Genomic DNA, 19,659 nt, shown 5'->3' with positions numbered 1-19,659 from the left:
GTCACCTCACCAATCCCCGATGGCTCCCGCCCGATCGATACCGCGATCGACCAGGTCGATGATCTCCTGCGCGTTGTCCGGCGCGGACATTCGCAAACCGTCCAGCGAATTCACCCGCGCCGCAAGGCTGATGCTGGAGAGCATCCAGATGCTGTCGCAGGTCAGCAAATCCGCGGTGAAGAGCAACTCGTAGCTGCACGTCCAGCCCGCCTTCTCCGCCTCGGCGAACAGCGCGCGCTGGGTGACGCCGGGCAGCACACCGTTCTTCGCGGGCGGCGTGATCAGCTTCTTGTCGCGCGCGATCACCACCGTGGAGCGCGGACCCTCCAGCACCCGGTTCTCGGTGCTCGTGAAGATCACGTCGTCGGCGCCCATCCGGTGCGCGAACCGCAGCGCGGCCATATTCGTCGCGTAGGACAGGGTTTTCGCGCCGAGCAGCTGCCACGGCGCGGCCTGGGCCAGATCGATGGAGATACCGCGCGGCAGCGTCACCACCGAGACGCCCTCGGTGCGCGCCTTCGCCACCCGCTCGGGCACCGGCATCACCAGCACGTAGGAGGTCGGCACCGGAACCGCCGCGGCGAGATCGCCCGACTTGACGCTGGAGCGCGCGCCGGACAGCTCGCTGTCGCGACCGCGGGTCAGCACCAGCCGCATGATCCCCTCGTCCTCGGTGCCCCACTCCTTCGCCGCGGTCTCCACGGCCTCGCGCCAACGGCTCAGTTCGGGTTCCGGTAGTTCCAGCGCCTGCGCCGAGCGGCGTAGCCTGCCGAGGTGGAATTCGAGCGCACACGCGCTTCCACCGCGCACGAGCACCGTTTCGAAGACACCGTCGCCGCGCAGCACCCCGATGTCGTCGGCGTACAGCAACGGCGCGTCCGCGTCCTGGACGACGCCGTCGAGAGTGACAAGAACCCGATCTACCATGCGACGAGCGTAGGCGGTATGTGCTGCCCTTGCCTATGTTTGCCACGCCGCGAAACCCGAGGGCTCGCGCGTCGCGGACCACCGTTGTGGCCATGCCGCCGGTGCGCGCTTCGGCCGCGCGCGGACCGCCGTCCGGCTGTGCCACTACAGTGGAAGACGTGTCCGTGGTCGATGCACCCAGCCCTGTCCTTTCCGTTCCGGGCGCCGTCGCGGGTCCGCCCGGCACCCAGGATGCCGCCGTGGCGTGGCACTACGGCAATCCGTTCGGGGAGCAACGGGCCGCCGCCGAACGCGTCGCGATCGTCGATCGCTCGCACCGCTTCGTCCTGTCCATCACCGGCGCCGAACGCCTGACCTGGCTGCACACCATCTCCAGCCAGCACGTGGCGAACCTGGCCGACGGACAATCCGCGGAGAATCTGGATCTCGATCTCAACGGTCGCGTGCAGCACCACTTCGTGCTCACCGATCTGGACGACACGGTCTGGATCGACACCGAGGCCGACCACGGCCCCGCCCTGCTCGACTTCCTGCGCAAGATGGTGTTCTGGGCCGACGCCCAGCCGCGCGAGGCCACCGATCACGCGGTGCTGAGCCTGCTCGGTCCGCGTGCGCGCGACCTGACCGCAGCCCTCGGCGTTGCCGAACTGCCCGATACCTACGCGGCCGTCCCGCTGCCCGGCGGCGGTTTCCTGCGCCGCATGCCGTGGCCGACCGCCGACTCCTTCGATCTGGTGATTCCCCGCGAGCGGCTGACCGAATGGTGGGGCAAGCTCACCGAAGCGGGCGCCGAACCGGCGGGCATGTGGGCCTTCGAGGCGCTGCGGGTGACCGCACTGCGGCCGCGCATCGGCCGCGACACCGACGAACGCACCATCCCGCACGAGGCCCGCTGGATCGGCGGTCCCGACGAACACGGCGCCGTGCACCTGGACAAGGGCTGCTACCGCGGCCAGGAAACCGTTGCGCGAGTGCACAACCTGGGCAAACCGCCGCGCCACCTGGTGCTGCTGCACCTGGACGGCTCCGCCGACGAGCGGCCGACGCCCGGCACGGACGTCACCGCGGGTGGTCGCGCCGTCGGCAGGCTCGGCACCGTCGTCGACCACTACGAGCTGGGACCGATCGCGCTCGCCTTGATCAAGCGCGCGATCCCGGTCGACACCGCGCTGGTCGCGGGGCCGTCCGCCGCCTCCATCGATCCCGATTCGGTCCCCGCCGAGGACGCGCCGCAGGCCGGCCGTCTCGCCGTCGACCGGCTGCGCGGACGGTGATCCGCCCGAATTCGCTCGACGCCGAGCCTCGCGATCCCCACCCACTCGACGAAGGGAGCGGCGCCGATGCGCAGCGATGACACCGCCCGCGTGCTCGCGGTCTGCGTGGTGCACGCCGATCTGGAGGTGCCGACCAGGGTCGGTCGCACCGCCATCGACAAGCGACCCGTCACCGGTCGCGTCGGCGTGCGGGCCCTCGGTCTGGACGGCGATCACGTCTGCGACACCAAGCATCACGGCGGCGTGCACCAGGCGGTCTACGCCTACGCCGAGCACGACGCGCGGCGCTGGGGCGACGAACTCGGCAGGGAGTTGCCCGCGGGCTGGTTCGGCGAGAACCTGCGCATCAGCGGTTTGGCGGTGAGCGACGCGGTGATCGGCGCCCGCTGGGCGATCGGCGACACCCTGCTCGAGGTGAGCGCGCCGCGCGTCCCGTGCGCCACCTTCCAGCACTGGTCCGGCGAGGCGCAGTGGGTCAAGCGCTTCACGCTGCGCAGCGACACCGGCGCCTACCTGCGCGTTCTCACCGAGGGCACGATCGGCGCCGGTGATCCGGTCGAGGTGGTGCACGTCCCTGAGCACGGCATCACGGTGCGCGACGTGTTCACCGGCGACGACATGGACCGGCTCGCCACCCTGCTCGAGCACGAGTCCACCGTCTCCGACGACATCAGGATGCAGATCGACAGGCACGCCCGCCGGTACGCCAACGCCGCCCGCGCCGCCGAACGCCGCGGCGAACTGTCGACGGAGGGCGCGCGATGAGTATCGAACTCGTCGAGGTCGTCCGCTCCGGATTCCGCGAATGCGTGCACCGCGGATCCGTGGTGATCCTCGATGCCCACGGCGAGCCGACGCACCAGCTCGGCGAGGTGCACGTGCCGATCTTCCCGCGCTCGACCAACAAGCCGATGCAGGCGATCACGCTGCTGCGCAACGGTTTCGAGCCGGTCGACGAGGCCGAGCTGGCCATCGCCACCGCGTCGCACTTCGGTGAGCCCGACCACGTCGCCCTTGTCCAGCGGCTGCTCGACCGGTTCGGCTTTCCCGAGAAGGCGCTGGAGTGCCCGCCCGACCTGCCGTTCGAGGAGCGGGCCCGAGCCGCCGCGCTGACCGGCGACGAACCGCGCCGGATCTACATGAACTGCTCCGGCAAGCACGCCGCGATGCTGGCGACCTGCGCGATCAACGGCTGGCCGACCGAGGGCTACCTCGACGAGACGCACCCGTTGCAGCGGGCGGTGATCGCGAACGTCACCGAGCTCACCGGCGAACCGGAGACCGATCTCGGCATCGACGGCTGCGGCCTGCCCATCATCCCGGTCTCGCTGATGAACCTGGCCCGCGCCTTCGCGACCATGGCAACCGCCGAGCCCGGCACCCCGCCGCGCCGAGTCGCCGACGCCATCCGCGCCCATCCCCGAGTGATTTCGGGCACGAACGCGCCCGATTTGCTGGCCATGGCGGCTACCCCGGGGCTGGTCTGCAAGATCGGGGCCGACGGTGTGCACGCGGGCGCGTTGCCCGACGGAAGGGCTTTCGCGTACAAGATCGACGACGGGCACGACCGCGCGCGGATGCCCCTGACGCTGGCGATTCTGCAACGGATGGGCGTCGACTGGACCGAGGCGCACACCGAATTGGCGGCCCAACCGGTGCTCGGCGGCGGTGCTCGAGTCGGGGTGATCCGGACAATTCCCGGCGTACTCTAAGAGCCAGGACACACGGCGACAACCGGGCAAACGGGGTCCGTTCGGGAGTTCTTCCCCCACTCCTGGAAGCGCGACCGCCGGACACACGCTAAAGTGTCTGTCAGGAAGAGTATTAATTCGAACGGGGCCGCCAACAAACCCCAGGCCGCCCCGCAGTGACGCGAGGGGGTCAGCCATGGGCCGTGGCCGGGCTAAGGCAAAGCAGACCAAGGTCGCACGCGAGCTGAAGTACAGCTCAGCGCCGACCGACTTCGCGAGCCTTCAGCGTGAGCTCTCGGGAAGCCCTACCAGCCAACGCAGTGGTGGTGTGCTGTCCGATGAGCACGACGCGGACGTGCCCTCGTCCCGGTGGGACGAGGACGACGACTACGACGACTGGCGCCGCTGACTCGGATCATGCGTGACGAAGGGGGAGGCCGTCCGGGCCTCCCCCTTCGATCGTTGCCACCGAGACAGGGACATCGGCTTAGAGGCTTGCCGTACAACGAGATCAGCGTCCCGCATCCACGGATGCGGGACGCTGATCTCGTGTGAGCGATGTCGTGTGAGCGGGCTCTTCGCCGACCGATTCGACTCGCGCCGGTTGCGAGGGCTGTGCCAGGCCCGCCGCAGGGAGCGGACACACCCGCTGCCACCACGTCTCAGTTCGAAGACCGCGGATTGCAGGTGCGAACCAGGACTCGGAAGTGCTTCGGCGGCCGATCTCCGAAGTGATCGGCCGCCGACGAAGTGATCAGAAGCGCGGGTGCTCGCCGAGCAGGACGGCGCGGGCGGCGTCGGATTCCTTGGCCTTCTTCACGGTGCCGAGGGTCCAGCACTCGATGTGCCGGGCGGTGAGCACCGCGAGCGCGCGGTCGACGTCTTCCGGAGCGACGACGGCGACCATGCCGACTCCCATGTTGAACGTCTTCTCCATCTCGGCCCGCTCGACCCGGCCGCGCTGGGCGATCATCTTGAACACCGGCGCCGGATTCCAGGTGCCGCGGTCCAGCTCGGCCACCATGCCCGCCGGAATGACGCGCGCCAGGTTGGCCGCGAGTCCACCACCGGTGACGTGCGAGAAGGTGCGCACATCGGTCTCGGCGACCAGCGCGAGGCAGTCCTTGGCGTAGATGCGGGTCGGCTCGAGCAGCTCTTCGCCGAGGGTGCGGCCGAACTCCTCCACGTGCCCGGTCAGCGACATCCGGTCGATGTCGAGCAGCACCTTGCGCGCCAGGCTGTAGCCGTTGGAGTGCAGACCCGACGAACCCATCGCGATCACCACGTCGCCGGGACGCACCCGATCCGGGCCGAGCACCGCGTCGGCCTCGACAACGCCGACGCCGGTCGCGGACAGGTCGTAGTCGTCGGGGTCCATCAGACCGGGGTGTTCCGCGGTCTCGCCGCCGAGCAGCGCGCAGCCCGCGCGCACGCAGCCCTCGGCGATGCCGGAGACCAGCTCGGCGACCTTCTCCGGGACGACCTTGCCGATGGCGATGTAGTCCTGGAGAAACAGCGGCTCGGCGCCGCAGACGACCAGGTCGTCGACGACCATCGCGACCAGGTCGAGGCCGACGGTGTCGTGCTTGTCCATCGCCTGCGCGACCGCGATCTTGGTGCCTACGCCGTCGGTGGAGGCGGCAAGCAGCGGCTCACGGTAGCCGCCCTTGAGCGCGAACAGTCCGGCGAAGCCGCCCAGCCCACCCTGCACCTCGGGACGGGTGGCCTTCTTCGCCAATGGCCCGAACAACTCGACTGCGCGGTCACCTGCCTCGATGTCCACGCCTGCCGCGGCGTACGAGGCACCACCAGTGGGGGTCTGTTCAGTCATTTTCGGGGAGAGCTCCAAACCGAATCGGCGGATAGATGCCTGCTCACGCTAGCCTATCCGCCTCTCCGAGCCTCTTGCCGGTCGTCGGTGCCGTGGTGGTTGTGCTGCCGGGCCGGCGGTTGGGTGGGGGGTCGAGTTCTGGGCGTACCCGACGAGTTACCCGGATTCTCGCGAAATCAGTTGTCACGTCTCGATCCTGTTCACTTGCTGATCATTCTGCCCGGTTCGCGGGGAAAGCGGGCGGGTGTTCGGATCGAATCGAGAGCGCGGTGCACCCGGCGCGCTCGGGGGACGCGCTCACCGCGGCCTCGACAACGCACAACTCACGCTGCGCACCTGTCTGCCGATCATCGAACGGACCGGCAACATGGTCGAAACCGCCATCGGGCTCGGGCGAGCGGTTGCGCGCGGGGCGGCTTCGGGGACCGTTCGCTCACGCCTTGGGCTCCGATGTGAACAGGATCGCGGCCTCCGCGCGGCGTCGGCGTTGTTCGACCGGGTCCGGTACCGGGACCGCGGCGACCAGGCGGCGGGTGTACTCCTCGCGGGGGTCGCGCAGGATCGCGTCCCGGTCGCCCTGTTCGACCACCGCGCCGTCGCGCAGCACCACGATGCGGTCGGCCAGTTGGTCGACGACGGCGAGGTCGTGGCTGATGAACAGGCATGCCCAGCCGCATTCGCGCTGGAGTTGGGCAAACAGCTCCAGGACGGCGGCCTGCACCGAGACGTCCAGCGCACTGGTCGGTTCATCGGCGACGAGCAGGTCTGGATCCAGCGCGAGCGCACGGGCGAGGCTGGCCCGCTGGCGTTGGCCGCCGGAAAGTTCGTGGGGGTAGCGACGTTCCGCGCCCGCGGGCAGGCGGACGTCGTCGAGCAGCGAGCGCACCTTGGCGCGGATCGCCTCGGACTTGCCGACCTTGTGCACGATCATCGGTTCCGCGACGCAATCGCCCACGGTCATCCGGGGATTCAGCGAGCTGGCCGGATCCTGGAACACGAACCCGAACCGCCGCCGAATCGGCCGCAACCGCCGCTGCGAGAGATTCGCGATGTCTTGACCACGCACCCGCACCGCACCCGAGGTCGGCCGCTGCAACGCCGCGACGCATCGCCCGATGGTCGACTTCCCCGACCCCGACTCCCCCACGAGCCCCACCGTCTCGCCCGCCGCGATGCTCAGGCTCACCCCGTCCACCGCCCGGAACCGTGGACGTCCGAACGGCCCGGGGAACTCCACGACTAGATCGCACACCTCCAGCACCGGCACCCGCTCGCCGACTTCGGCGGTTCCATCCGAGGCGGGCGCACCTCCGACCCCGCGGGTCGCGCCGCCCGCATCGCTCGCCCCACGCACGCCGTACGCGCCGGTCCCGGTACCCACATCAGTGCCAGCAGCGATACCCCCGACGGTCTCGGCTGCCGCCGTAACCCCGACGGTCTCAGCGGCCGCAGTAGCCCCGGCGGTTTCGGCGGCCGCAGAGGTCCCGACATCCGCAGCGGTTCCCGTGCCAGCGGCCTCCCCAGCGGCCCCGGCCTCGGGGTCGGCCGTACCGGTTTCGGGGTGTGCGGGGTGGCTATTGGCTTGGGCCGTTTCCGCCCCGCGCGGTTCCGTGTCGGCCTGCGGCTCAGCACTTTTCACGCGCCGGGCCCCCAGGTGCGGGACCGCCGCGAGGAGGGCGCGGGTGTAGTCCACCTTGGGGCGGGCGAACAGGTCCTCGACGGGGGCCTGTTCGACGACCCGGCCGTCGCGCATCACGACGACGCGGTCGGCGAGGTCCGCCACCACGCCCATGTTGTGGGTGATGAGGACGATCGCGCTGCCGATGCGGTCGCGCAGGTCGCGCAGCAGGTTCAGGATCTCGGCCTGCACGGTGACGTCGAGCGCGGTGGTCGGTTCGTCGGCGATGATGACCTTGGGCTCGCAGGCGATGGCGATGGCGATCACCACGCGCTGCTTCTGGCCGCCCGACAGTTGGTGCGGGTAGTAGTCGACGCGGTGCTCTGGATCGGGCAGACCCACCAGCCGCAGCAGTTCCACGGCGCGCTCCTTGGCCGCCTTGCGCGACAGGTCGTTGTGCGCCCGCAGCGCCTCGGTGATCTGGAAACCGACGGTGAACAGCGGATCCAGCGCCAACCCCGGTTCCTGGAACACCATGGAGATCGCGCCGCCGCGCAGCGCGGTGAGCTGCCTTTCGGACATCCCGGTGACCTGCCGCGTGCCGAGCGTCACCATGCCCCGGACCCGCGCGGTGGACGGAAGCAGCCCCATCGCCGTCCGCGAACTCACCGACTTGCCCGAGCCGGACTCCCCCACGATGGCGAGCACCTCGCCGGGGAAGACCTCGTAGGACACGTCGGTCACCGCGTGCACCGGGCCCGCATCGGTGGCGAAGGTGACCGACAGTGCCTCGATCGCCAGCGCGGGCCGCCGCCCCTCGGCTACGTCAGGCATGACCACCCTCCCGTCTACTCGAAATGTTGTCTCCCACATCCGGTTCGGCGCCGCCCTTCGGCTTCTCCGGATGGCCGCCCGGCACCGGCGAAACACCCTCTCGCGCACACCCGGCACCGTCGTTCGGTTCCAGAGGCTCGCCGTCCGTTGATGATTCGGGTCCGTCCCCGGACAGGGCGACGTCCGGTTCGACCTCTGCGACCGGCATCTCCGGCTCTCCGCTCGCGCCGACCACCACATCGCTCCCCACCGCGACCGGCGCCGCGGTCCGCCGGGTGCGCAGCAGCGGGTTGAGCACCTCGTTCAAGCTCTCGCCTACCAGCGTCATCCCGAGCACGACGAGCACGATGGCGGTGCCGGGAAAGACCGCTGTCCACCAGATTCCGTTGGACACCGCCGCAAGCGACTTGTTCAGGTCGAATCCCCATTCCGCCGCCTGGGTGGACTCGATGCCGAAGCCGAGGAAGCCGAGCCCGGCCAGGGTCAGGATCGCCTCGGCGCCGTTGAGCGTGACGATCACCGGCAGCGACTGGGTGACGTTGGCGAGGATGTGCCGGAACAGAATTCGCGCCGTGGACGCGCCGGTGACCCGCGCGGCGTCCACGTACGGCTCCTGCTTCACCGCGACGGTGGCATTGCGCACCACCCGGAAGTACTGCGGCACGAAGATGGTCGTGATCGCCACGGCCGCGGAGAGCACGCCGCCGAACCCGCTCGACTCGCCGCCGGAGACCACGATGGACACCACGATCGCCAGCAGCAGGGTCGGAAACGCGTACAGCGCGTCCATGACCGTCACCAGCACCCGGTCCGGCCAGCGCCCCACGTACCCGGAGACCAGCCCGAGCGGCACACCGACGAAGAGCGAGAGCACCAGCGACACCACGATCACCCACAGCGCCGTCCGCGCGCCGTAGAGCACCCGGGAGAACACGTCCTCCTGCGCGACGGTGGTGCCGAACCAGTGCTGCGCCGAAGGCGGTTGGTACTGGCCGAAACCCACACCGTTCTCGGTGGTCTGGGCCAGCCCGTAGGGCGCGAGCAGCGGCGCGAACAGCGCGACGAAGAGGAACCCCGCGATCAACACCAGGCCGAGGATCAGCGTGACGCGCTGCATTCCCGCGGTCATCGAGAACAGCCGCAGCCCGAACCGGCCCCGGCGATTCGGTGCGAGCGCCGCGGTGGGTTCGGTCACCAATTCCGGTGCGGTCATCAGAACCTCACCCTCGGATCGATCAGTGCGACAAGGGCATCCACCACGAAGCTCATCACGGCGACGACGAGCGCGATGAACGCGACGATGCCCTGCACCGCCATGAAGTCGCGGGCCTTGAGGTATTCCGCGAGCTCGAAGCCGAGACCCTTCCATTCGAAGGTCATCTCGGTGAGCACCGCGCCGCCGAGCATCATGGCGATGTACATGCCCATCACCGTGACGATCGGGATCATCGCGTTGCGCACGGCATGTCGGCCGGTCACGACCCGCGCGGACAGCCCGCGCGCCCGCGCCGCGTCGACGTAGTCGCTGCGCAAGGTCTGGATGAGGTTGATCCGAACAAGCCGCAGGAACACGCCCGCGGTCAGCAGGCCGAGCGCGATAGCGGGCAGCACAGCGTGTTTCAGCACATCGAGCAGATAGGCGTTGTCGCCGTACAGGATCGCGTCGACCACCATGATGTTGGTCTTCGGCGAGACGTGCTGTAGCCGCAATTCGACGTCGGCGCTGGCCCGCCCGGAGACCGGCAACCAGCCGAGCCGCACCGCGAACAACAACTTGAGCAGCAGTCCCACGAAGAACACCGGCGCGGCGTAGGCCAGGATGGCGAACAGCCGCAGCGCGGCGTCGCTCGCCGAATCCCTGTGGGTGGCAGCGTATCTGCCGAGCGGGACGCCGATGGCGAAGGCGACGAGCAGCGCCCAGCACACCAGTTCCAGGGTTGCCGCACCGCGGGTGGCGATGATGTCGGCGACCATCCGGTGGTCCTGGGTCTGCCCGAAGTCGCCGCGCGCGAGGCCGGACAGGTATTCCCAGTACTGCACCAGGATCGGCCGGTTCAGCCCGGCCGCCTCGCGCCGCTGTTCGATCTGGTCCGGTGGCAGCCGCCCGCCGAGCGCGGCTTCGATCGGATCACCGATCACCCGCATCATGAAGAACACGGCGGTCACCAGGATCCAGGCCGTCACCGGGATGAGCAGCAGCCGCACGCCCAGGTATCTGGCGAGGGCGAGCCCGCGCGAATCCCCGCCCGCCGCCCGCCGGGGCAGCGCGAATCGCCGGGCCCGCGGCGCGATCGCCGCGGGCCCGGTCCCCTCCGACTTCACTTGCTCAGGACCGTGTAGCGGAACTTGAACGACAGGTCCAGCGTCTGCTCCATGCCCTGGACGTCCTTGCCCGCGACGCCGATCTGCTTGCCGGACAACAGCGGAACGATCGGCAGGAAGTTCTGCGCCAGGTCGCGCTGCACCTGCTGGATCTGCTGGAGCCTGCGGTCCTTGTCCGGCTGGGTCGCCTCACCGACCAATTGCGCGGTGATGCCGGGGTCTTCGAAGTGGGACTGGAGGAAGTTGTTGGGGCCGAAGAACGGCGAGAGGTAGTTGTCCGGGTCCGGGAAGTCGGGGAACCAACCGAACTGGTACAGCGGGTAGGCGTCGCGCGCCCGTTCCCTCTGGTAGCTAACCCATTCCGTGGATTGCAGGTTCACCCGGAACAGGCCCGTGGCCTCCAGCTGCGTCTTGATGGCCTTGTATTCCTCCGCGCTGCTGGAGCCGTAGTGGTCGGGGTTGTACTGGAGGTTGAGCTCCACCGGCGTCGCGACGCCCGCGTCGGCGAGGAACTTCGCGGCAGCGTCCTTGTTCGGACCGGCGCCGTAGATCTCCTTGAACGGTTCCGCCGCGCCCGGAATGCCCTGCGGGACGGACGAATACGCGGGCACGTAGGTGTCCTTGTATACGTCGCGAGCGAGCGCGACCCGGTCCAGCGACGACGCGATCGACTTGCGCACCGCCAGCTTCTGCTCCGGCGTACCGCCGGGCATGGTGTTCATGTTGAAGACGATGTAGCGCAACTCGCCGCCGGGACCGTCGAGCACCTTGACCTTGTCGCTGGCGCGTAGCCCCTCGATGTCGGTCGGCGTCAGCGAGCGGTAGCCCGCGTCGATCGCGCCGCTCTGCAAGTCGAGCTTCAGGTTGTCGGTGGTCGCGTAGTACTTCGCCGAGATGCGCGGCGTTTTCGGGGTGCCGAGGATGCCGCGGTACTCCGGATACGCCTGGTACTCGACGAGTTTGTTCTTGTCGTAGCTGGTGATCGTGTACGGGCCGGAGTAGCCCTTGGCGCGAACCACGTCCTCGTCGGCCATCACCCTGTCGGCGGGGAACACGCGCTCGTCCACGATCGGCCCGGCCTGCGTGGGCAGGATGGCCGGGAAGGTCTGGTCGTTGGCGACCTTCAGCGTGAAGGCGACGGTCCGCTCGTCGACCACATCGGTCTTCTCCAGATTGCCGAGCAGCGAGGCGGGACCGTTCGGGTCGTTGATGCCGAGCATGCGGTCGAAGGAGAACTTTACGCTGTTGGCGGTCAACGGATTTCCGTTGGCGAACTTCAATCCCGCCTGCAAGGTGCAGGTGTAGACCGTCGGCGTGGTGAACTCGCACTTCTCGGCGGCGTCCGGTTTCGGGGTGGGGTCGCCGGGCGCGAAATTCAGCAGGTACTGGTAGATCTGCGTCTCCGCGACCAGCGACCCGTTGTCGTAGGCGGCGGCCGGATCCAGCGAGAAGATCTTGTCGGTGGTGCCGACGATCAACCCGTCGCCGTCACCGCCCTCGCCCGTCCGTCCGGATCCGCAACCCGCGAGCACCGACGCGACCAGCGCAACGAGCCCAACCGCCGCAATGCCTTTCGCTCGCCTACGCCCGCCCGGCGTCCTCGAAACCCTCATCATCCGGCCCCACTTCTTCGAGCGCGCCGCACCGCGATACCTGGATCACAGGCCCGGTCCGGACGCGGTGAACTTTCGATATAGCTGGCGACCGTACCCACGAACCATTTCCGGCACATTGCGTTTTCAAAGAAAAATCACCGGGCTGTTGTCGTCCGTTGCGAACCATGCACGGCCGCACCGGCATCGCCCGGTCATATGTCCAGGTGCGCGGAAAGATCGCGTTGGCGGCGTCTCGAGCAGGCCACGTCACACCCACGGACACCGTTGCGCCGGTACCCATTTCGGTTGTTCACCAAACCACGCGCTGAAATCAGCAACCGCCACAGTCCTCGCAGAGTCTTCCGACGCTTCACAGCGGTTGCAGGCGCTGCGAACCGTGCGGAAGGCCTGCGAGGCCCGGTGTTGGGGTAGACGACAGACCGCGCGGGCTCGCCTACCTTCACCGCGCAATCGAACCGGGCGTTCCCGCGGAGGTTTCGCACGCCTCGCAGAGGTCGCAACCGCTGCGAACCGTACGAAAGGTCTGCGAAGTCGAGCCCGTCGCAGCAGAGGTGTCAGGGCCTGCTCAGGGCGCTCGCGTTGGCGTTCTCACCCAGCAGCACCGATTCCGGCTGACCCGTCAGCATCCCCTCGAGCAGGTTCTTGCCGATCGAGGCTTCCTGGGGCAGCGGGATCGGGTAGTCGCCGTCGAAGCACGCGGCGCACAGGCGGGTGCGCGGCTGCTCGGTGGCGGCGATCATGCCTTCGGTGGAGATGTAGCCGAGAGTGTCGGCGCCGATCGAGCGGCGCACGTTCTCGACCATGTCGTCGTAGCTGTCGTCGGCGCCCGCGCCGTTGGCGATCAGCTCCGCGCGCGAGGCGAAGTCGATGCCGTAGAAGCACGGCCACTTCACCGGCGGCGAGGCGATCCGGACGTGGATCTCCACCGCGCCCGCCTCGCGCAGCATCCGCACCAGGGCGCGCTGGGTGTTGCCGCGCACGATCGAGTCGTCCACCACGATGAGCCGCTTGCCGCGGATCACCTCGCGCAGCGGGTTCAGCTTCAGCCGGATGCCGAGCTGACGAATCGTCTGGCTCGGCTGGATGAAGGTACGGCCGACGTAGGCGTTCTTCATCAGGCCCTGCCCGTAGGGCACGCCGGAGCCCTGCGCGTAACCGACGGCGGCCGGGGTGCCCGATTCCGGCACCGGGATCACCAGGTCGGCCTCGACCGGATGCTCCTTGGCGAGCCTGCGGCCGATCTCGACACGGGTGGCGTGCACCGAGCGGCCCGCGATGGTGGAGTCGGGCCTGGCCAGGTACACGTACTCGAAGACGCAGCCCTTGGGCTCGGGGTTGGCGAAGCGCATGGAGCGAACGCCCTCGGCGTCGATCGCCAGCAGTTCGCCCGGTTCGATCTCGCGCACGAAGGCCGCGCCGACGATGTCCAGGGCCGCCGTCTCACTGGCAACGACCCAGCCACGCTCGAGCCTGCCGAGGCACAGCGGACGCACGCCGTGCGGGTCGCGCGCCGCGTACAGGGTGTGCTCGTCCATGAAGGTCAGGCAGAACGCGCCCTTCAGCGTCGGAAGCAGCTTCATGGCCGCCTGCTCGATGCTCGAGTCCGCGGCGGCGTGCGCCAGCAGCGCGGTCATCACGTCGGAGTCCGAGGTCGCGCCGACCGGCTGCGGGCGGCCGCCGGAGACCGGGTTGCCGATCAGTCCGAGTTCCCGTGCCCGGCTTGCCAATTCGGCGGTGTTGACCAGGTTGCCGTTGTGTCCCAGCGCGAGTCCGGAGCCGACCGCGGTGGTGCGGAAGATCGGCTGCGCGTTCTCCCACGTCACACCGCCGGTGGTGGAGTAACGACAGTGGCCGACGGCGATGTGGCCGGGCATGGCGGCCAGCGTCTGCTCGTCGAACACCTGCGAGACCAGCCCGAGATCCTTGAAGACCAAGATCTGCTGACCGTCCGAGACCGCGATGCCCGCCGCCTCCTGACCGCGGTGTTGCAGCGCATAGAGGCCGTAATACGTGAGCTTGGCCACGTCCTCGCTCGGCGCCCAGACACCGAAGACACCACACTCCTCGCGTGGCTCGTTCTCGTCCTCATCGGGGGTGGCTGCGAGGTTCTGCACCGGCACTTCGGCGTTGGTCACCGTTTGCTCCCTGTTCGGGCGGGCTGGGGGCACCAGTCATTCTACGGGTGAAAATTCGATCGCGATCACGGCCACCGCATCCCGGTAGCAATCACCGTGTCGATCACCCGAAATCCCACGGCCGCGGCGGTACCGTCCCTTCGTGGCGACTACGGACAGCACCGGCGGGACGGATCCGAACGCTAGGCGGCTCGACCGCCGTTCGCTACTGCGCATGGTCGGCGCGCCGATGATCGTGCTCACCTTGCTGACCACCCTGCTCGGGATCATGTACCTGGCCTACGTGGTCGATCCAGAGGAGAACCTGCACGACTTCCCGATCGCCCTGGTCAACCAGGATGTCGGCGAGACGTTCGGCCCACCGGGCCAGGAGCGCCGGGTGAGTTTCGGCGACCAGGTGGCCGACGGGCTGCGCAAATCCGTACCCGCCGACCAGATCGATCTGCGGGTCGTCGGGATCAGCGAGGCCGAGCGGCAGATGCAGTCCGGCAAGGTCTACGGCGCGATCATCATTCCCAGCGACTTCAGCAAGCGGCTCGGCATTCTCGGCGTCGGCAGCGTGGTGCCCGGCGATATCGAGCAGCCCATCATCACGCTCCAGACCAACCCGCGCGCCGGCACCTACGCCTCCTCGATCGTCGTCCGCGTCGGCGACCGGGCGTTCCCCGAGGTGAACAAGCAGGTCGGCGAGGAGCTGACCCGGCAGGTGCAGGCCCAGCTCACCGCGCCAGAAGGCGGGCAGGCGCCCGAACTCAGCGGAGCCACCCGCATCGCGCTGGCCAGCCCGCTGCAACTGATCGTCGAGGAGTACCGTCCGCTGCCCAGCAACACCGGTCAGGGTCTCACCGCGTTCTTCTACGCGCTGTTGCTGCTGCTCGCGGGCGTGATCGGTTCGATGACGATCCACACCATGGTGGACGCCAATCTCGGCTTCGTGCCCACCGAGTACGGGCCGTGGTACGTGCACTTCCCGCCCACTCCGATCTCCCGGTTCAAGACACTGCTGATCAAGTGGGGCGTGATGATTCTCATGGGCAACGTCGTCTCGTTGATCTACATGCTGGTGGCCAGGGCGCTCGGCATGCCGATCGACGATCCGCTGACGCTGTTCCTCTACAGCGCGTTCGCGATCATCGCGGTCGGCATCACCGGCCTGTCCATCCTCGCGGCCATCGGCTCGGCGGGTCTGCTGGTGAACCTGATCCTGTTCATCGTGCTCGGCCTGCCCTCCTCGGGCGGCACGGTGCCGATCGAGGCGACGCCCAAATACTTCGGCTGGCTGGCCCATTTCGAGCCGATGCACCAAGTGTTCCTCGCCGTCCGTTCTATCCTGTATTTCGACTCCAGCGGACCGGCCGGGCTGACGCGAGGCTTCTGGATGACGCTGGCCGGGCTCGTCATCGGACTGGTTCTCGGGGCGGTCATCACCCGCTACTACGACTACAAGGGTCTGCATCGCGGTCGGCCCGCGCCCGCGACAGCCTGATCCTCCCGCGGTGACGGGCGGCGGATGGTCGACGGCCGACCCTTCGCGTCCTTCGCGCCGAGGCCGATTCGCTGTCCCACAGAGCCGCCGACGCGAGCCGAATCACTCGGAGCCCCACAGCAGCGCGTACCGCGCGCCGAGTTCCCCTAGCCCGGTGGTGGCGGTCGCCCTCGAGCCGCCGTCACACCTCACTCGTCGGCGAGAAGCAGGATCGGCAACCAATGCGCGCCTCACCGGGTGTCGCCTTGGTCCGACCCATGCGGCGACGACATTCCGCCCGAATCACTCGGAGCCCACAGCAGCGCATACAGCGCGCCAAGTTCCCCTAGCTTGGTGTGGCAGTCGCCCTCAGTCCGCCGTCACAGCTCACTCGTCGGCGGGACGCAGGATCGGCAGCCAATGCGCGACCTCGGCGGCGCGGCTGCCGGAGGCGGTGAGCGCTCCGGAGTGGACCGCGGTGTCGAAATCGAGCAGTCCGGTGGCGAGCAGCAGCCAGGTGCGCGGGTCGGTCTCGACGACATTGGGCGGGGTGCCGCGAGTGTGACGGGGGCCTTCGATGCACTGCACCGCGACGAACGGCGGTACCCGCACCTCGACGGAATGGCCGGGCGCGTTCGCGGCCAGCGTGCGCACCGTCGTCTTGACCGCCGCCGCCAGCTCGGGCCGCGCGGGCTGCTCCGCGGTTTCGTCACGCAGCCAAGCACTCACCGCCGCCACCGCCGACCGGGTTTCCGCCGGGTCCACCATCGCTCGTCGTCCCACCCGGCCGAGGTTACCCACCGGCCCCGCCCGACGAGACACCGAAGCCACGCCTGGCACACACCTTTCGCACGCCTCACATAGGCGGTGGCTATGTGAGGCGTACAGAGGTTGTGTGGGACGCCGGGCGCGGTCCTGCGGGGAGAGCGCGCGGCGGGTGGAGCTGTCAGGAGGCCCAGGGGCCGATGCCGCCGACCTTCTCGATTCGGATGCGCGTGAGGAAGCCCTCCGGCGCGTCGTCGGGCGGGAAGCCGATGCCCGGCGCGGCCATCGTCCGCGCGAGTTCCCTGAGCAGCTCCGGCGCACCGCCCTCGACGACGCGCGCCGTTCCGGTCACCGAGAGGTACGGCGTCATGATCTCGCCGCGTTCCCTGGAGACGATGGTGAGCGCGACGCGGCCGTCACGCCGGACGTTGCGGACCTTCTTGTACTCGCCGAGGTGAGCGGTGACGAGCTCGTCGCCTTCGGGCGTCGAACGCAGCGCGACCCAGACCAGGCTGACCTGCGGGCTTCCGTCGGGATTGAGGGTGACCAGGGTGGCGTCGGCACCGGATCCGATCAGTGCGCGCGCGGCGTCGTCTAGTTTCACGAGTCGATCCAACACCGGCTCGCTTCATTCATTCCCGAATCGCACCGCGCGAGTCGCGATCGGGCCGCTCTCGGAACAGCGACTCCAGTGCGATCCGTCGCGCGACCACGCCGCCCGCGTTGATCGCGTAGTGCACGAGCGCGGGCGCGGTCGTGCTGCCGGTGCTGCGGCGCAGCAGACCGAAGAGCGCGCCGCCGAACGCGGTGAACAGCACCGTCGGCACAACGGGTTCGGAACCCGCGCGGGCGGGATGGATGTGCCACAGGCCGAAGGTGGCGGCGCCGAGCAGTCGGCCGAGGCGCGCGCCGAAAGCGTTGTCCAGCAGCGGTTCCAGCGTGGAGCGGAAGATCAGCTCCTCGCTGTAGACGGTGCCGATCGGAATGTGCACGGCGACCCACTCGACATCCGAAACCTCTTGTTCCGGTGCGGCGAACTCACGCAGACTCTCGCGGACCGCCGGAATCGCCACGGCCGCACCGTAACCGGCGAGGACCACTGCACCGGCCGCCGCGCCGACCCGCACCCCATCACCCGACCACCAGTTGGATCGTCCACCGAGTGCGAGCCCGTAACCGGTAGCGAAGCAGGCGTTCACCGCCGTACGCCCGCGCTGATCCAGTCCGAGCCCCGGCAGCACCAGGTTGCTCCACGCCAAGGCGAGGCCGGTTCCCGCGAGTGCCTTCAGAACCGGCCCGACGCTCACTTGGTCTCCCGCTCGAACTCCTCCGCCGCCTCCAGCTGGAACCGGATCCGCTCCGCCAGTTCGGCATTCCAACCGGGCGGCGCGGCGATGGCGGCCCAACCGTCCAGCACCAGGCTGCCGTAGCGGTGGCCGTGCCCGTCCGAAACACCTTGCGCGTTGGTGAGATCCGCGGCGACCTGCCAGAAGGTGACGAACGGCGCCCAGCGCATCTGCGAGGACACGTCCGAGCCGCGCGGCTCCGACAGCCAATCCGGTTGGGAGAAGATCAGATCCGTCGACCACCAGACGATCGGGTCGGAGGCGTGCATGAGATAGGCGATGCGCGGCGCTCGCCATTCGCCGTCCGGGCGCGCGAGATCGGCGGCGTCGTCGGCGAATCGGACGACCAGCCCGTCGGCGTACACCGGCTCCACTTCACGGGAACCTGGGTCGCGCCGCTCGACGAACTGCTGCCACAGCCGGTTGGAATTCGGCGGACCAACCCACAGCGCGCCGTCCACCTTGGCGCGCAGATCGGCGAGGCCGTCGAACGCGGCCTCCGACCCTTGCGAGCCCAGGCTCTCGCCGTACACCAGCAGCTTCGGCCGCGACTGCGGCGGGCGCGCCGACCAGTGCTCGTACACCGCGTCGAAGAGCCGCTCCCCCGCCGCGGCCGCCTTGCCGCGGTCCGCGAGGAACGAGAGCACGCTCGGCAGATACGAGTACTGCGTCGCGACGATGGCGCTGTCGCCGCCGTACATGTACTCGATCGCACCCGCCGCCAGGGAATTGACCCAGCCCGTGCCCGTGGTGGTGATCACGACGAGCACCTTCCGGTCGAAGGCCCCGGTGCGCTCCAGTTCCTCGACCGCGAGCGCGGCTTGCTCCGCGCCGCCGTCGGCCGACTCCAACCCGACGTAGGCCCGGATCGGTTCGCGCGCCGGCTGACCGGTCACCGCCGCGATGCGACTGCGCGAGGGTCCGTGCGAGACGAACCAGCGCCCTTCGAAGCCGAGCGTCTCCCACTTCGCCAGCGAGGCCGGGCTGCCCGAGCGCTCGGGCTGCTGCGGTTGCACCGCGTTCGGCGAGGTGTGGTCGTTGCGGACGCTGAACGCCGAGTTGGCGACGGCGAAGAACGCGCGCGAGGCGACGCCGTTGAACAGCGTCACGACGAGCACCACGAGCACCAGCGCTCCCGCGGCGGGCGCCAGCTCGCGCGGCACCCTGACCCACCGGTTCAACTGGCGGGCCAGGAACAGGATGATCTCGCGCACGGTCCGATAACCCGCGACCACCGCGGCGCCCACCGCCACGCTCAACAGTCCGGTGCGCAGGTAGGCGGGAGTCGTCGTGCCCTCCATGCCCATCAGCGCGGTGATCTCCCGCTGCCAGCGCGCCGACTGCACCAGCATCAGGGCGGCGGCCAGCGCGGAGGTGAGCAGGATCGCGGTCTTGAGCGCGTAGCGCACCCAGGTGGGCGGTCCGGGAATCTTCAGCCGCGGCCGCACCCAGATCCGGAACAGCCATTCGAGTACACAGCCGAGGCCGTAGCCGAGTGCCGCGTTGATGCCCGAGATCAGGCCCTGGAACAGCCAGTCCCTCGGTACGAGCGACGGCGTCACCGACAGCGCGAAGAAGACGGTCGCGACGATCAGCCCGACGTAGTTGAGGTCGATGATGTCCTCAGCCCGGCGCACCACGACGACGCCGCGGGCACGCAGCTTCGTCAGGGTGTCGGCCTTCTCGAGCACTCGAACAGTATGGCGCTCCGCACCGACGGGCGGGTTGCCCGTACCGCCACGCGGACGCGCGGAAGTACATCACAGCCGCGTCGCGCGGCAATTACCCACCGTGCTCGAGTAGTTGTACGCGGTCGCGCGGGCTGTTCGCACCGC

At 69.0% G+C, this 19,659-nt stretch carries 15 protein-coding genes and 1 pseudogene; 5 read left to right on the top strand and 11 right to left on the bottom strand.

The features are described 5' to 3' along the window. Positions 1–6: 6 nt before the first annotated feature. Complete coding sequence (locus CRP45_RS29135; protein ID WP_097247860.1) at positions 7–927, bottom strand: aminodeoxychorismate lyase; 921 nt, start codon at positions 925–927, stop codon at positions 7–9. Positions 928–1,085: 158 nt separating this feature from the next. Here CRP45_RS29135 and ygfZ point away from each other — a divergent pair, with 158 nt between their 5' ends. The 4 genes from ygfZ to CRP45_RS29115 all read left to right on the top strand — a co-directional run bounded on the left by ygfZ (position 1,086) and on the right by CRP45_RS29115 (position 4,301). Next, positions 1,086–2,201 (top strand): CAF17-like 4Fe-4S cluster assembly/insertion protein YgfZ, encoded by a 1,116-nt coding sequence (gene ygfZ / locus CRP45_RS29130; RefSeq protein ID WP_245910542.1) that lies wholly within the window; start codon positions 1,086–1,088, stop codon positions 2,199–2,201. Between the two features lie 66 nt (positions 2,202–2,267). Next, positions 2,268–2,966 (top strand): MOSC domain-containing protein, encoded by a 699-nt coding sequence (locus tag CRP45_RS29125; RefSeq protein ID WP_097247858.1) that lies wholly within the window; start codon positions 2,268–2,270, stop codon positions 2,964–2,966. Beyond that, a complete protein-coding gene (locus CRP45_RS29120; RefSeq protein ID WP_067790400.1) occupies positions 2,963–3,913 on the top strand; it encodes an asparaginase in 951 nt (316 codons plus the stop codon). The genes CRP45_RS29125 and CRP45_RS29120 overlap by 4 nt, the downstream gene beginning before the upstream one ends. Positions 3,914–4,088: 175 nt before the next feature. After that, positions 4,089–4,301 carry a DUF3073 domain-containing protein gene (locus CRP45_RS29115; RefSeq protein ID WP_067790397.1) on the top strand — a complete coding sequence of 71 codons (213 nt, stop codon included), beginning with the start codon at positions 4,089–4,091 and terminating at the stop codon, positions 4,299–4,301. 345 nt (positions 4,302–4,646) lie between these two features. Here the strand turns inward: CRP45_RS29115 and purM are convergent, their stop codons facing one another. The 6 genes and pseudogenes from purM to purF all read right to left on the bottom strand — a co-directional run bounded on the left by purM (position 4,647) and on the right by purF (position 14,248). Then, the gene (gene purM / locus CRP45_RS29110; RefSeq protein ID WP_067790394.1) at positions 4,647–5,723 is read right to left on the bottom strand and encodes a phosphoribosylformylglycinamidine cyclo-ligase; all 1,077 of its coding nucleotides are present in this window, start codon (positions 5,721–5,723) and stop codon (positions 4,647–4,649) included. 433 nt (positions 5,724–6,156) lie between these two features. Then, positions 6,157–8,175 carry a dipeptide ABC transporter ATP-binding protein gene (locus CRP45_RS34790; protein WP_097247915.1) on the bottom strand — a complete coding sequence of 673 codons (2,019 nt, stop codon included), beginning with the start codon at positions 8,173–8,175 and terminating at the stop codon, positions 6,157–6,159. A 268-nt stretch (positions 8,176–8,443) separates the two neighbouring features. Continuing rightward, positions 8,444–9,304, bottom strand: a pseudogene (locus CRP45_RS29100) (ABC transporter permease); the annotation flags it as partial. Positions 9,305–9,387: 83 nt separating this feature from the next. Continuing rightward, positions 9,388–10,380 carry an ABC transporter permease gene (locus tag CRP45_RS29095; RefSeq protein ID WP_097247914.1) on the bottom strand — a complete coding sequence of 331 codons (993 nt, stop codon included), beginning with the start codon at positions 10,378–10,380 and terminating at the stop codon, positions 9,388–9,390. A 113-nt stretch (positions 10,381–10,493) separates the two neighbouring features. Beyond that, on the bottom strand, positions 10,494–12,110 hold the full coding sequence (locus CRP45_RS29090; RefSeq protein WP_097247913.1) for an ABC transporter substrate-binding protein: 1,617 nt from the start codon (positions 12,108–12,110) through the stop codon (positions 10,494–10,496). A gap of 557 nt (positions 12,111–12,667) precedes the next feature. Next, entirely contained in the window at positions 12,668–14,248 is a 1,581-nt protein-coding gene (gene purF / locus CRP45_RS29085; RefSeq protein WP_067790386.1) for an amidophosphoribosyltransferase, read from the bottom strand. 142 nt (positions 14,249–14,390) lie between these two features. Between purF and CRP45_RS29080 the strand changes: the two genes are divergently transcribed. Beyond that, a complete protein-coding gene (locus CRP45_RS29080; RefSeq protein WP_425436984.1) occupies positions 14,391–15,734 on the top strand; it encodes a YhgE/Pip domain-containing protein in 1,344 nt (447 codons plus the stop codon). 366 nt (positions 15,735–16,100) lie between these two features. Here CRP45_RS29080 and CRP45_RS29075 read toward each other — a convergent pair whose 3' ends face one another. The 4 genes from CRP45_RS29075 to CRP45_RS29060 all read right to left on the bottom strand — a co-directional run bounded on the left by CRP45_RS29075 (position 16,101) and on the right by CRP45_RS29060 (position 19,515). After that, positions 16,101–16,481 carry a sterol carrier family protein gene (locus CRP45_RS29075; RefSeq protein WP_097247855.1) on the bottom strand — a complete coding sequence of 127 codons (381 nt, stop codon included), beginning with the start codon at positions 16,479–16,481 and terminating at the stop codon, positions 16,101–16,103. 178 nt (positions 16,482–16,659) lie between these two features. Continuing rightward, positions 16,660–17,082 (bottom strand): PPOX class F420-dependent oxidoreductase, encoded by a 423-nt coding sequence (locus CRP45_RS29070; RefSeq protein WP_067791347.1) that lies wholly within the window; start codon positions 17,080–17,082, stop codon positions 16,660–16,662. Positions 17,083–17,110: 28 nt separating this feature from the next. Next, positions 17,111–17,785, bottom strand: coding sequence for a CPBP family intramembrane glutamic endopeptidase (locus CRP45_RS29065; RefSeq protein WP_179831048.1), 675 nt, complete (start codon positions 17,783–17,785; stop codon positions 17,111–17,113). After that, entirely contained in the window at positions 17,782–19,515 is a 1,734-nt protein-coding gene (locus tag CRP45_RS29060; RefSeq protein ID WP_097247854.1) for an alpha/beta hydrolase, read from the bottom strand. The genes CRP45_RS29065 and CRP45_RS29060 overlap by 4 nt, the downstream gene beginning before the upstream one ends. Positions 19,516–19,659 lie beyond the last annotated feature (144 nt).

Source organism: Nocardia amikacinitolerans (assembly GCF_900215415.1).
GTDB lineage: Bacteria > Actinomycetota > Actinomycetes > Mycobacteriales > Mycobacteriaceae > Nocardia > Nocardia amikacinitolerans.
This window is presented reverse-complemented; position numbering and strand designations above follow the sequence as displayed.